Genomic DNA, 12,413 nt, shown 5'->3' with positions numbered 1-12,413 from the left:
GTTGTACGGCGTGCCGCCCCCACCATTCGTCACGACGTTGTACGGCGGGCCGCCCCCAACAGCCGCCCGCCGTACTTCGGCTGATGGCCCGTGGGCGGCGCTATCCGGCGAGTAGGGGATCCTTGCTCGCCGTCACGCTCCGCGGAATCCACATCCCGGGGACTCGGGTCCCCCGCCGCACAGGGCGCCGACTTCCGCCACCCCACACCCCACCGACCCGGCGCCTGGAAAACCACCGGGTCCCGCGATTCCTAGGGAGCCGCAGGGACCCGCGATTCCCGGGGAAGCCGCCGGGTCTCGCGACTCCTACGGAACCCACCGGTCCCGCGATTCCTACGGAACCCATCGGGACCAGTGATTTATGGGGAGCCAGCGGGACATGCGATCCCTTGGGACGTATCGGGACCTGCGATTCCTGGGGAGCCCCCGGGACCTGCGATTCCTACGGGATCGGGATCTGCGATTCGTGGGGGAGCTTCCGGGACCTGCGATTCCTACGAGACCCAGCAGGACCTGCGATTCGTGGGGGAGCCGACGGGACCCGTGATTCCTGTCTCGCGATTCCTAGGGAAGCCGCCTGGACCCGCGAGTCCTACGGAACCGGCCGGGGCCAGCGATTCCTGAGGAAGTTGGCGGGAGTCCGTGAAGCGGGGGAAACCGGGAAACGGAGCCTGGGAGCCGGCTGGGTCGGAGTTTGGGAACGCCTGGGAAGTCGGTGGTGGCGGCGCAGGCAGAGGAGGCGGTGTCGGCGGCGCAGCGGGGGAGGCGGCGCAGGCGGGGGAGGTGGTGTCGGCGGCGTAGGTAGGGGAGGTGGTGTTGGCGGGGTGGGGTGATATGTCATGTCAGGTTTGCGGTTGAGCCGATCAATTCTGGTTCGTCGATCGCCTGCGGCGTCAGCCGTACCCCCGTCGCACGTTCGGCCAGTGCGAACGCGGTCAGGATCGGATCGCCCCAGTCCTCATCGGTGTCGACGTCATCGGTGGGCATGCCCAGCTCGATCATGAACGGGAGCAGCCGGTCCGGGTCCGTGCCTGAGCGGTCACCAGGGTAGTCGGGCTCGAACTGGGTCACTACCTGTCCGTCGGCAGCGTGGACGAACTGCTGGTCGGCGTTGACGTTCAGGAACACCGAGGCGATCACCGTCCCCGTCGACAGGCGCTTGGCCACGGTGTCGAGGGTGCCCGCGAACCCGTTCGGCTCGACCAGGATGGTGCCGCCCTCGACCGTGCTCGCGGTGATCGCGCCCTCGTCAAACAGATCCTCTGCTCCGGCGTCTTCCTCGGGGGTGATGTCCAGCCGGACGAAGGCCTCGGCCGGGGTGAGGCCGCGCACGAAGGTGATGCAGAACCCGATCGCCAGGGCCCCATCTTGCTCGTCGAACCAAGCGTAGTCTTCGGGGTTCATCGGGCTGCTCCTCACGCGCTGGGGGTAGGCAGCACAGAGCATGCCAGGCGTGGACGACAGAAAGAGCTAGCGCCGCAGCCGCGCCCAGACCTCGATCCGCGAGTCGTCCTGGCTCACGCCCATCGTGACATCGACGGTCCCGGCGTCGGACTCCTTGGTGACGCCGTCGATGCAGTCGCCGCATGCGTCTCGGTCCTTGGCGTCAACCCGCTTCCAGCCACGAGCGAGGAACTTCGCGAAGAGCCGGTCGCCCGTCGCCGCCCGATCGGTGGTGAAGTGCAGCCAGCCGCCGTCCCCCGAGTCGCAGCCGTCATCTCCCTCGGCCGTCGCAGCCACGGCGTCGGGAAGCAGCGGCTGCACGATGCGCTTGAGCTCGCTGATCTGCCGGTTCGCGTCCTGGCGGCACGCTTCTTCCGAGAGCGTCCCGCATCCGGCCGGCCAGGTCACCGCGAGGGTGAGCGCCAGGGAAACGTGACACGCTCGCCGAGAACAAAGAACCCCAGGCCAACTAGGTTGACCTGGGGTGGTGGTGCGCCGCCAGGGACTCGAACCCCGGACCCGCTGATTAAGAGTCAGCTGCTCTGACCAACTGAGCTAGCGGCGCGCAGCGATGAATATACCGGCCCGCGGCATCCTGGTCGAATCGGTATGCTAGAACAACATTCGGTCCGATCTGGAGTGCTTATGTGGTTCGACTCGCCCGCCGACGTGTCGCGGCGGCTGGCCGGCGTGGACTATCTCTCCGACGACGCCATCTCCACGAGCGTGTTCTTGGCCGCCGCTCTCGGCAAGCCGCTGCTGGTCGAGGGACCGGCGGGCGTGGGCAAGACGCAGCTGGCCAAGGCCGTGGCGCAGACCACGGGCAGCGAGCTGGTCAGGCTCCAGTGCTACGAGGGTCTCGACGAGGCCAGGGCGCTCTACGAGTGGAACTACAAGAAGCAGCTGCTGCGCATCCAGGCCACCAGCGCGGACGACGACATCTTCGGCGAGGAGTTCCTGCTGGAGCGCCCGCTGCTGAAGGCGATCAGGGCCACGACCCCGACCGTGCTGCTGATCGACGAGATGGACAAGGCCGACGTCGAGGTCGAGGGCCTGCTGCTGGAGCTGCTGTCCGACTTCCAGGTGACGATTCCCGAGCTGGGCACGATCACGGCCGCGCGCAAGCCGTACGTGGTGCTGACCTCGAACGCGACCAGGGAGCTGTCGGAAGCGCTCAAGCGGCGCTGCCTCTACCTGCACATCGAGTACCCGACGCCCGAGCGGGAGCGGGACATCGTGCTCGCCCAGGTGCCGACGATCACCCAGAACCTGGCCGAGCAGCTGGCCAGGACCGTGGCCACGCTGCGGGCGCTGGAGCTGAAGAAGGCGCCGTCGGTGGCCGAGACCGTCGACTGGGCCAACACGCTGCTCGCGCTGGGCCGCGACGACCTGGACGAGGCCACGGTGGCGGGCACGCTCGGGGTGGTGCTCAAGCACGCCTCCGATCACACGCGGGCCGTCAAGGAGCTGGGGCTGCCCGATGTCGCTGATCGATAGGCATGTCGGGTTCGTGCACGCGCTGCGTGCGGCCGGGCTGCCGGTGAGCCTGGCCGAGGGACTGGACGCGGCGCGGGCGCTACAGGTCATCGACCTGGCCGAGCGCGAGTCGCTCAGAGCGGCCTACGCGGCCACGCTGGTGAAGAAACCGGCCTATCGCCCCGGGTTCGACGTGCTGTTCGACCTGTGGTTCCCGCCGTCCACGACCGGCTTGTACGGCAAGCGCCCTCAAGCCACGAAAAATCCGAAAAATTCGGAACAGCCGCGTGACCGCCTCGCCGAGCTCCTCGTCGATTCGACCGACCAGGAGATGCGCGAGTTCGCCAGAGAGATGGTCGAGCGCTTCGGCCGCCAGCCCGCGGGACCCGGCAGGCAGAACTGGTTCTCCTACAGCGTGATGCGCGCCCTGTCACCCGAGACGCTGATGGCCAGGCTCCTCCAGAACGTGCTCAGAGGCGGCCTCGAGGAGAAGACCGCGCGCCAGCGGGTGAACGCCAACATCAAACGCTTCGAGGACGCGGTCGCCGCCGATGTCCGGCGCAGGATCGCCGAGGACTCGGGCATCGAGCGGATCGCCCGCTCCGCCGTACGCCCGCCGCTCGACCAGATCGACTTCCTCCGCGTCACCAAGGCCGACCTGGCCAGGCTGCGCAGGGAGGTCTATCCGCTCGCCCGCAGGCTGGCCGCCCGCCTGACGATCAAGCACAAGCACGGCAAGCGGGGCAGGCTCGACTTCCGCCGGACGATGCGGGCGTCGCTGCAGAGCGGCGGCGTGCCCCTGACCACGCATTTCAGGCCACCACGCCCGCACAAGCCCGAGCTGGTCGTCCTGTGCGACACCAGCGACTCGGTCTCGACGTTCGCGCACTTCACGCTGCTGCTCACCTACGCGCTGCGCGAACAGTTCACCAAGGTCAGGGCGTTCGGGTTCGTCGACACGATCGACGAGATCACCCGGTTCTTCGTCCCCGGCGCCGACGTCGTCGACGCCATGACGAAGCTCGCGAACGAGGCGAACATGGTGCGCTTCGGCCGCACCAACTACGGCCACGCCTTCGAGGAGTTCACCGAGAAGTACGGCGAGGCCATCGGCCCCAGGACGTCCCTGCTGATCCTCGGCGACGCCCGCTCGAACTACCAGCCCGCCGCCCTGGACACGCTGAAGCGGCTCACCGCCGGGGCCCGCCACGCCTACTGGCTCAATCCGGAGCCGAGGCAGCAGTGGGACACCGGCGACTCGCTCGCCACCGACTACGGCACCGTCGTCCCCATGACCGAATGCCGAAATGTCGCCCAGCTGACGGCGTTCATCGAGGACCTGGCCTAGGACTTCTGCAGCTCCCGGGCGGCCGTTCTGGCCAGCAGCTCGATCTGCTCCTCGTTGAGCACCCGGTCGCGGGCCGAGGTGATCACCTTGGCCGCCCGCCCGGGCTTGAGCAGCGTCAGGCCCTCCGCCGTGAGCATCCCGCCGCGGGGCAGCTGCCCGCAGTGCACGGCCAGCAGCGGCGTGATCGTGACGGGCACTCTGGTCTCCCGGGTGAGCATCTCGGCGAACGCCGTCGCGGTGTCCACCAGCGGTTTGGCCACCTTGGTGCCGTACTTCTCGCCGAAGAACAGCCGCCCGCCGTACGACGCGATCTCCGTGTCGGGGCTCCACGACTCGTTGTCCACGATCCACACGCCGCCCGGACCGATCACCAGGTGGTCGATGGAGGCCTGGCCCCTGATCGCGCGCCCGTCGAGCACGCTGTAGCCGCGCTTGCGCAGCGCGCGGCGCAGCAGCTTGCCGGTGATCTGCTCATCGCGCCGCTTGCCCCGCCACACCGCCGTCACGGCGAAACTCCGCCAGCTCAGATACCAGTCGATTCCCGCCACGACCACCGCGAGCGCCAGCGCGTACGCGGCGGCGCCGGCCAGATCGAAGCGGAGAGCCAGCGCGAAGCCGACCGCGAAGCCGACGGCCGCCTTGATGGCCCTGGACCGCCTTCGGCCCTTGGCACCCTCGCGCCAGTACGTCTCGAAGTACCACTGAGGGGACGCTCCAGTGAACTTCGGGTCCTGCTGCACATAGATCGACCCACCGGGCACGGCAAACTCCCCGAGTTCGTCGCCAATACCAGGATCTGCTACGCCGAAGATCCCTCGCCGGTCAAGAACATACCCAGCCGGAACAAAGGCCATCCTAAGGTGAGGGAAATAACACCCGCGAGATCGCATCTACCGACCAGTCGGTATGCTGGTTGCTGTGAAAGATGAGCCGGTACGGCAGAGGTTGCTAGGGGAGGCCACCCGCCTGTTCGCCGAGCGTGGTTTCGAAGGCACCTCGGTGCAGGAGATCGTGCTCGCGGCCGGAGTCACCAAGGGGGCCATGTACCACTATTTCGACTCCAAGGATGATCTGCTCCACGAGATCTACGGCCGGGTCCTGCGCATGCAGATGGAGCGGCTGACCAGCATCGCCGACGGGCCGGGCACGGTCGCGGAACGGCTGCACGCGGCCGCCGCCGACGTGGTGGAGACCAGCGCGGCCAACCTGGACGACACGAAGATCTTCTTCCGTTCGATGCACCTGCTGGCGCCCGAGACCCAGAAGAACGTGCGGGCCGACCGCCGCCGCTACCACGAGCGCTTCCGCGCCCTGGTCGCCGAGGGGCAGCGCGAGGGCGTCTTCAGCGACCGGGTGCCGGCCGAGATCGTGGTCGACTTCTACTTCGGCTCGGTGCACCACCTGGGCACGTGGTACCACGCGGACGGGCCGCTGACCGGTGCCCAGGTGGGCAAGCACTTCGCCGACCTGCTGCTGACCTCACTCAGGTCCGGGGAGATCGGCTAGGACGGCCAGCGCCTCCCGGTGGTCGCCCGGGGTGCCGAGGGCGATCTCGGTGGCCTTGGCGCGCTTGAGGTAGAGGTGGATGGGGTGCTCCCAGGTCATCCCGATCCCGCCGTGCAGCTGCAGCGCCTCTTCCGCGGCGTGCACGGCCACCGCCGCGTTCCAGGCCTGGCTCACGGCGACCTGCCTGGGCGAACCGTCTACGATCACGCCGCGAGCGGCGGCCCTGGCGCGGACCACGTCCAGCCACAGGTCGGCCAGTCGGTGCTTGATCGCCTGGAACGACCCGACCGGGCGGGCGAACTGGTGCCGTTCCTTGACGTAGGCGAGCGTCGTGTCCAGGCACCACTCGGCCACGCCGAGCTGCTCGGAGGCCAGCATGCCCGCCCCGAACCTGAGTGTCTCCGCCAGGTCGCACGGGCCGAGCGGGGTCGCCCTGCCCTCTAGGGTGACGGTCGCGATCGGCCGGGTGAGGTCGAGCGACGGCTTCACCTCGACCTGGGCGTCCCGCACCGCGTAGAGCTGTCCGTCGAGCGGGACGAGGAGCACGTCGGCGACCTCGGCGCCCGCCACGTTCGTCACGGTCCCCGTGACCGCTTCCCCGTCCAGGCTCAGCGCGGCGCCGCGACCGGGCGCGTACGGCGAGGCCGCGAAGGAGACGGCCAGCGCCGCGGTCCTCTCCCCGCCGGCCAGCTCTGCGAGCAGGTCGCCGGCGCCCGCCTGGAGCAGGGCGTGCGTGGCCAGCACGGAGCTGGTGAAGAACGGCACGGGCGCGACTCCCCGCCCCAGCTCCTCCAGCACGATCCCCACCTCGGCGGCCGACGCGCCGGCCCCGCCGTACTCCTCGGGAATGAGCAGCCCGGCGACCCCGATCTCGCCCGCGAGGGTCTTCCACAGGTCCAGGTCGTACGGCGAGCCCTCCACCCGTTTCAGCACGGCGGCGGGCGGCAGGCGGTCGGCGAGCAGGGCGCGCACGGCGGCGCGCAGCTCCTCCTCGACCTCGGTGTAGAGCAGTGTCTGTGTCATTGGTCGCTCACCCTCATCGAGGCAGGTCCTTCCAGGGCACGTCCTTGTCGATGCGGGGCTCGGAGGGCAGGCCGAGCACGCGTTCCGAGACGATGTTGCGCAAGATTTCCGAGGTGCCGCCCTCGATCGAGTTGCCCTTGGCCCGCAGGTAGCGGTATCCGGCGTCGCGACCGTAGAAGTCGACGGTGTCGGAGCGGCGGAAGTCCCAGTCGTCGTAGGACAGGTCCCGCGTGAACTCCTGCTCCAGCCCGGACAGCGCCTGGTTGAGCTCGGCGAACGAGAGCTTCATGCCCGACCCCTCGGGCCCAGGCTGGCCGGCGGCGAGCTGCTCGCGCAGCCGGGCCCCGGACAGCCGGGTGACCTCGGACTCCACGTAGAGCGCGAGCAGGCGCTGATGCAGGTCGTGGGTCCGGTTCTCCGGCCGCTCGCGCCAGGCCTCGACCATGACCTCGAGCATGCCGCGCCGTACACGGGCGCCGCCGATCGCGACGCGCTCGTTCATCAGGGTGGTCTGCGCGACCCGCCAGCCGTCGCCGACCTGGCCGAGGCGCAGGTCGTCGGCCAGCCGCACACCTGTCAGGAAGACCTCGTTGAACTCGGCCTCACCGGTGATCTGGCGCAGCGGCCGCACCTCGACGCCGGGCGCGTGCATGTCGCAGACGAAGTACGTCAGCCCGCGGTGCTTGGGCACGTCGGGGTCGGTGCGGGTGACCAGGATGGCCCAGCGGGCGTGGTGGGCGCCCGACGTCCACACCTTCTGGCCATCGACGACCCATTCGTCCCCGTCTTGTACGGCCCGCGTCGCCAGCGTGGCGAGGTCGGATCCAGCGCCGGGCTCGGAGAAGAGCTGGCACCAAATTTCCTCCCCCGTCCACAAAGGCCGGAGAAATCGGGATTTTTGATCAGAAGTCCCGAAGGCCAGAATCGTGGGAGCGGCCATGCCGAGGCCGATCCCCTGCACGGCCGTCGGCTGCGGGGTGCCCGCCAACGCCCGGTCGATCTCGGCCTGCGCGTCCCGTGACAGGCCCAGCCCGCCCAGCCCCTCCGGGTACCACACCCAGGCGAGCCCGGCATCGTAGCGGGCGCCCAGCCACTCCTGCGGGTCGCCCGCGGGGTCGTGCTCGTCGAGCAATCGGGTGATCCGCTGTGCTACATCCACTTCTTGAGCTCCCTGTGGGCGAGTGACCGCTTGTGCACCTCGTCGGGACCGTCGGCGAAGCGCAGCGACCGCACGCCCGCCCACAGCCCGGCCAGCGGGAAGTCCTGGCTGACGCCCCCGGCGCCGTGCACCTGGATGGCCTTGTCCATGATCCACTCCACGGAGGCGGGAGTGGCGATCTTGATGGCCTGGATCTCGGTGTGCGCACCCTGGTTGCCGACGGTGTCCATCAGCCAGGCGGTCTTCAGCACCAGCAGCCGCAGCTGCTCCACCCGGACCCTGGACTCGGCGATCCAGTCCTGCACCACGCCCTGCTCGGCCACCGTCTTGCCGAACGCGGTCCTGGACAGCGCCCGCCTGCACATCAGCTCGATCGCGCGCTCGGCCATGCCGATCAGCCGCATGCAGTGGTGGATGCGGCCGGGGCCCAGCCTGGCCTGCGCGATGGCGAAGCCGCCGCCCTCCTCGCCGATCAGGTTGTCCACAGGTACGCGCACGTCGTCGAAGACCACTTCGGCGTGGCCGCCGTGGTGCCCGTCGTCGTAGCCGAAGACGGTCATGCCGCGCTTGATGTGCAGCCCAGGAGTGTCGCGCGGGACCAGGACCATGGACTGCCGGCGGTGTTTGGGCGCGTCGGGGTTCGTCTTGCCCATGACGATGAGGATCTTGCAGTTCGGGTTCATCGCGCCGGAGATGAACCACTTGCGGCCGTTGATGACGTACTCGCCGCCGTCTTTCTCGATCCTCGTGGCGATGTTGGTGGCGTCGGAGGAGGCCACGTCGGGCTCGGTCATCGCGAAGGCCGAGCGGATCTCCCCGTCGAGCAGCGGCTGGAGCCACTCCTTCCGCTGCCACTGGCTGCCGAACATGGACAGCACTTCCATGTTGCCCGTGTCGGGCGCGGCGCAGTTGGTGGCGGTCGGGGCGATGCTGGGCGACCTGCCCATGATCTCCGCCAGCGGAGCGTACTGGAGGTTGGTCAGCCCGGCCCCGTGCTCACCTGGCAAGAAGAGATTCCAGAGACCACGCTTCCTGGCTTCGTCCTTGAGGTCTTCCAGCAGAGGCGGCTGGCTCCAGCCGCTGACCGCCGTCTGCTCCTCGAAGGCGGGCTCGGCCGGATAGACGCATTCGTCCATGAAGCGCAGGAGTCGCTCGCGAAGGTCTTCGGTGACGGTGTCGAAGGCGAAGTCCATGCTCCGGAGCCTACCGACCGGCCGGTATGCGTGTCGACAGGTGGTTCCCCGCAATCTCCCTCATGTGGCCATAAAGGCTGGTCAAGCGCCCCGATAAGGTGCTCGCCATGACCGCGAAGATGCCCGACCCCGTGGTGCTCGAGAACGACGTCGTGCGCCTCGAACCGCTCACCCTGGAGCACGTCCCCGACCTGTTCGAGGCGGGTGGCGGCGACGACGAGCTGTGGCGGTGGATCACCACGACGCCGCGGACCAAGGAGGACCTGGCCGCGCTGGCGACCCTCGTGATGACGGAGCACGTGCCCTTCGCGGTGACGCTGAAGTCCACGGGCCGCGCGGTGGGCTGGAGCACCTACATCGACGTGCCCGGGTTCGACGAGAGTGTCGAGATCGGGTGGACCTGGTACGGCCGGGCGGTCTGGCGTACGGCGGTCAACACCTCGTGCAAGATCCTGCTGATCGACCACGCGTTCTCGCTCGGCTACAACCGGGTGATGCTCAAGACCGACCACCTCAACCTGCGCTCGCAGGAGGCGATCAGGCGCATCGGCGGCGTCCATGAGGGAACCCTGCGCCGGCACAAGAAGCGCCCCGACGGCACCTGGCGCGATTCCGTGTATTTCGGCATTCTCAAGGAAGAATGGCCACACCATCGGGATCGTCTGAACCGTTAGCCGAAGGGCGGCGTCAAACCCCGCATGACTGATCGGCTGGGAGGCTACTGGTTGGGCGCCCGGCTCGGCAGTGGCGAGGTGTTCGAGGCCTACGACGAGTCGGGGCAGCGCCGTGCCCTGCGCGTCCTGTCCGTGGACTCCGACGCCGCCAAGGCCGCCCTGCAGGTGCGCTCCCTGCACGTGGCCGACCTGGTCGAGGTCGCCGCCACCTACCTGGTCAGCGAATACGTCGAGGGGATCAGCCTGCGGCGGGTCGTCGAGGAGCACGGCCCGTACGCCGTCGGCGACCTCTACCGCCTGGCCACCGCGATGGCGACGGCCCTGGCGGCCATCCACGAGGCCGGCGCGGTGCACGGGTCGCTCGATCCCGGCCGGGTGCTGCTCACCGGCGCAGGACCTCGGCTCATCGGGCTGGGTGTCGCCTCAGGTGAGCCCCCCGACGACGTGTACGCCTGGGGGCAGGTGCTGCTCTACACCGCGCGCGGGCCCGACTCGCTCGACCGGCAACTGCGCGGGCTGGTGGCCGCCGCCACCTCCAGGGACCGCAGGAAGCGGCCCGGCGCCAGGCAGCTGCTGCTGTCGCTGCTCGACGCGCCGCAGTCCCAGCAGGGCAGGCTGCTGCCGCCCACGCCCGTGCACGATCCCGGCCTCGGGGACCTCGCCGAACAGGTCTTCCTCGGGCTCAGCCATCCCTACCAGGGGCTGGTCCCCGAGATCTTTCTCCGCCTCGTCACCACGGACGCCTCAGGGTGCGTGCCCGTCGCCCTGGACGAGCTCCTGTCCGGCCGCACGCCCGACCAGGTCGCCTCCCTCGACCACATTCTCACCGCGTACGGCGAGGCCACCCTGTTATCCGTGCCGCCCGGCGATTCGGCGGGCGGGATGGTGGAAGTGGTGCGGCCGGCGCTGTTGTGGGCCTGGCCGCGGTTACGGGAGTGGGTGGAGGCGGAGCGGGGCGGGCTCGCCGTACATCGGGAGCTGGCGCGGGCGGCGCGGCGGTGGGAGGGGGGCGGACGGCGGGATGCCGAGGTGTTCCGGGGCGAGCGGCTCCGGCAGGCGCTGGCGTGGGCGGCCAGCGGGCGGCGGCATCTGACGCTGAGCGCCGACGAGCAGCGCTTCCTCGACGCGGGGATCGCGGCGGGCCGCCGGCGGGGGCGGCTGGCGGTGCTGGCCGCGGTGGTGTCCGTGGCGCTGGTGGCGGCGGGCGTGGCGATCTGGCAGCACGGCGCGGCCGAGGACAGACTGGATTACGCGATGGCCCGCGTGGCGGCCTCCCGGGCGGAGGCGGTACGGCTGGCCGACCCGGTCCTGGCGCGCGAGCTGAGCCTGGCGGCGTGGAGCCTGGCGCCGGTGACCGAGGCGCGGCGGGCGCTGGCACGCTCGGACTCAGACGCGGCGGTGGGCGTCTTCACCGACCCGCACGCCAACGACCGCTCCGTCTACGCGATCAGTGACGACGGCGGCCGGCTGGCCGCGCTCACCGACGGCACGCTGCGGGTGTACGACCTGCGGACCGGAGCCGAGATCGCGCAGTCTCCCGGCCCGGCACAGAGCGTGCGGGCGATGGCGTGGTCACCGGCCTCCGACACGCTCGCCCTGGTCGGCGTCGATCGGACCTACCTGTGGAGCGGCGCGACGGGGATGGGTCCGGCCTTCGGGCGCGGGCTCGGCGCGCCGGGGCAGCAGTCGGCGTGGTTCAGCCCCGGAGGCGGGCTGCTGTTCGCGGCGGCCCGGCAGTCGGGCGAGCGCTGGGTGTGGGACCTGCGGACGCGGCGGTCGGTCTACGCGGACGACGACGTGGTGGTCGGGCCGCGTGACGCGGTGGCGCTGGTGTTCGCGGGCAAGGACTCGTCCGTGCGGCGCTACCCCTCGGGCGGTCGTACGGCGGCGCCGTGGCTGGACCGGATGCCGTGGGAGTACACGGTCTTCGCGCCCGACGGGGAGCGGGTGGCGATCGCCGAGGAGACCGGCGTCCAGATCTACCGCCTCGACGGGGTCCCCGTGCTGCCGGTGCGCTTGCGGCCCTCTCCTGGCGCGCTGCGCTTCAGCACGGACGGGCAGCTGCTGGCCAGCACGGACAACGACCGGGTGCGCGTGTGGCGCCTGGCCGACGGCGCCCTGGTCGCCGACCGCCAGGTCCCCACCGCCGCGGACCGTCCCGCCCAGGCCCGCCTCGACGCCTCGGGCCGCTGGCTCCGCGTCCTCGCGGGCCGCGGCACGGTCCTGACGATCGACCTGGCCCATGCCGCCTCCCCGGTCCCGCCGGAACAGGCCGCCGCCACGATCTGCACCCACTACGGCCCGTTCACCCAGTCCGACTGGAACCACCACCTCCCCGAGGTCCCCTACCACCCCCTCTGCTCCCCCTGAGCGCACCCACCCGACCCCGACAGCTCTTCCACCCGCCCGGCCCCTTTTGCCTCGGGGCGCATGGGTTCCCGGCTTTCCTCGCGCTCACGGGCTCCCGGCTTCCTGGCGCTCCTGGGTCCGGCGGGCTTTCCTGGCGCCTGGCCTCTTTTGCCTCGCGCCCACGGGTTTCCGGATTTCTGGCGCTCATGGGTGCCGCGGGCTTTCCAGGCGCCGGGTCGGCG

The 12,413-nt window shown here is 70.1% G+C and carries 11 protein-coding genes and 1 tRNA gene; 5 read left to right on the top strand and 7 right to left on the bottom strand.

The features are described from left to right. Window positions 1-837 precede the first annotated feature (837 nt). The 3 genes from ACIBHX_RS26680 to ACIBHX_RS26670 all read right to left on the bottom strand — a co-directional run bounded on the left by ACIBHX_RS26680 (window position 838) and on the right by ACIBHX_RS26670 (window position 2,008). On the bottom strand, window positions 838-1,404 hold the full coding sequence (locus tag ACIBHX_RS26680; RefSeq protein WP_397069974.1) for a DUF6461 domain-containing protein: 567 nt from the start codon (window positions 1,402-1,404) through the stop codon (window positions 838-840). A 66-nt stretch (window positions 1,405-1,470) separates the two neighbouring features. After that, complete coding sequence (locus tag ACIBHX_RS26675; protein ID WP_397069973.1) at window positions 1,471-1,851, bottom strand: hypothetical protein; 381 nt, start codon at window positions 1,849-1,851, stop codon at window positions 1,471-1,473. Window positions 1,852-1,931: 80 nt separating this feature from the next. Next, window positions 1,932-2,008: transfer RNA gene (locus ACIBHX_RS26670), tRNA-Lys, on the bottom strand. Between the two features lie 80 nt (window positions 2,009-2,088). Here ACIBHX_RS26670 and ACIBHX_RS26665 point away from each other — a divergent pair. Next, complete coding sequence (locus ACIBHX_RS26665; RefSeq protein WP_397069972.1) at window positions 2,089-2,940, top strand: AAA family ATPase; 852 nt, start codon at window positions 2,089-2,091, stop codon at window positions 2,938-2,940. Beyond that, window positions 2,924-4,267 carry a VWA domain-containing protein gene (locus tag ACIBHX_RS26660; protein WP_397069971.1) on the top strand — a complete coding sequence of 448 codons (1,344 nt, stop codon included), beginning with the start codon at window positions 2,924-2,926 and terminating at the stop codon, window positions 4,265-4,267. Before ACIBHX_RS26665 ends, ACIBHX_RS26660 begins: the two co-directional genes overlap by 17 nt. Here ACIBHX_RS26660 and ACIBHX_RS26655 read toward each other — a convergent pair. Beyond that, complete coding sequence (locus ACIBHX_RS26655) at window positions 4,264-5,028, bottom strand: nuclease-related domain-containing protein (protein WP_397069970.1); 765 nt, start codon at window positions 5,026-5,028, stop codon at window positions 4,264-4,266. The genes ACIBHX_RS26660 and ACIBHX_RS26655 overlap by 4 nt on opposite strands. A gap of 145 nt (window positions 5,029-5,173) precedes the next feature. On the opposite strand from ACIBHX_RS26655, the gene ACIBHX_RS26650 reads away from it, so the two are divergent. Further along, the gene (locus tag ACIBHX_RS26650) at window positions 5,174-5,773 is read left to right on the top strand and encodes a TetR/AcrR family transcriptional regulator (RefSeq protein WP_397069969.1); all 600 of its coding nucleotides are present in this window, start codon (window positions 5,174-5,176) and stop codon (window positions 5,771-5,773) included. Here the strand turns inward: ACIBHX_RS26650 and ACIBHX_RS26645 are convergent. Genes ACIBHX_RS26645 through ACIBHX_RS26635 form a run of 3 tightly spaced genes read right to left on the bottom strand, consistent with a single transcriptional unit; the run spans window position 5,747 to window position 9,148 of the window. Further along, on the bottom strand, window positions 5,747-6,796 hold the full coding sequence (locus ACIBHX_RS26645) for an acyl-CoA dehydrogenase family protein (protein WP_397069968.1): 1,050 nt from the start codon (window positions 6,794-6,796) through the stop codon (window positions 5,747-5,749). The genes ACIBHX_RS26650 and ACIBHX_RS26645 overlap by 27 nt on opposite strands. Window positions 6,797-6,809: 13 nt before the next feature. After that, window positions 6,810-7,955, bottom strand: a complete 1,146-nt coding sequence (locus ACIBHX_RS26640) for an acyl-CoA dehydrogenase family protein (RefSeq protein WP_397069967.1) — start codon at window positions 7,953-7,955, stop codon at window positions 6,810-6,812. Continuing rightward, complete coding sequence (locus ACIBHX_RS26635) at window positions 7,946-9,148, bottom strand: acyl-CoA dehydrogenase family protein (RefSeq protein ID WP_397069966.1); 1,203 nt, start codon at window positions 9,146-9,148, stop codon at window positions 7,946-7,948. The genes ACIBHX_RS26640 and ACIBHX_RS26635 overlap by 10 nt, the downstream gene beginning before the upstream one ends. 107 nt (window positions 9,149-9,255) lie before the next feature. On the opposite strand from ACIBHX_RS26635, the gene ACIBHX_RS26630 reads away from it, so the two are divergent. Together ACIBHX_RS26630 and ACIBHX_RS26625 are read left to right on the top strand one after the other, a co-directional pair. Beyond that, entirely contained in the window at window positions 9,256-9,822 is a 567-nt protein-coding gene (locus ACIBHX_RS26630) for a GNAT family N-acetyltransferase (RefSeq protein WP_397069965.1), read from the top strand. Window positions 9,823-9,846: 24 nt separating this feature from the next. After that, window positions 9,847-12,192 (top strand): hypothetical protein, encoded by a 2,346-nt coding sequence (locus tag ACIBHX_RS26625; RefSeq protein WP_397069964.1) that lies wholly within the window; start codon window positions 9,847-9,849, stop codon window positions 12,190-12,192. Window positions 12,193-12,413 lie beyond the last annotated feature (221 nt).

The sequence above is a fragment of the Nonomuraea sp. NPDC050536 genome (assembly GCF_044457685.1).
Classification (GTDB): domain Bacteria; phylum Actinomycetota; class Actinomycetes; order Streptosporangiales; family Streptosporangiaceae; genus Nonomuraea.
Note: the sequence above shows the minus strand (reverse complement) of the source record. Positions and strands in the feature narration are given on the sequence as shown.

Excerpts from the sequence above, each read along its gene's own strand:
- ACIBHX_RS26665 (WP_397069972.1), top strand. The coding sequence starts at position 2,089 with ATGTGGTTCGACTCGCCCGCCGACGTGTCGCGGCGGCTGGCCGGCGTG.
- ACIBHX_RS26635 (WP_397069966.1), bottom strand. The coding sequence starts at position 9,148 with ATGGACTTCGCCTTCGACACCGTCACCGAAGACCTTCGCGAGCGACTC.
- ACIBHX_RS26630 (WP_397069965.1), top strand. The coding sequence starts at position 9,256 with ATGACCGCGAAGATGCCCGACCCCGTGGTGCTCGAGAACGACGTCGTG.
- ACIBHX_RS26680 (WP_397069974.1), bottom strand. The coding sequence starts at position 1,404 with ATGAACCCCGAAGACTACGCTTGGTTCGACGAGCAAGATGGGGCCCTG.
- ACIBHX_RS26645 (WP_397069968.1), bottom strand. The coding sequence starts at position 6,796 with ATGACACAGACACTGCTCTACACCGAGGTCGAGGAGGAGCTGCGCGCC.
- ACIBHX_RS26660 (WP_397069971.1), top strand. The coding sequence starts at position 2,924 with ATGTCGCTGATCGATAGGCATGTCGGGTTCGTGCACGCGCTGCGTGCG.
- ACIBHX_RS26625 (WP_397069964.1), top strand. The coding sequence starts at position 9,847 with ATGACTGATCGGCTGGGAGGCTACTGGTTGGGCGCCCGGCTCGGCAGT.
- ACIBHX_RS26650 (WP_397069969.1), top strand. The coding sequence starts at position 5,174 with ATGCTGGTTGCTGTGAAAGATGAGCCGGTACGGCAGAGGTTGCTAGGG.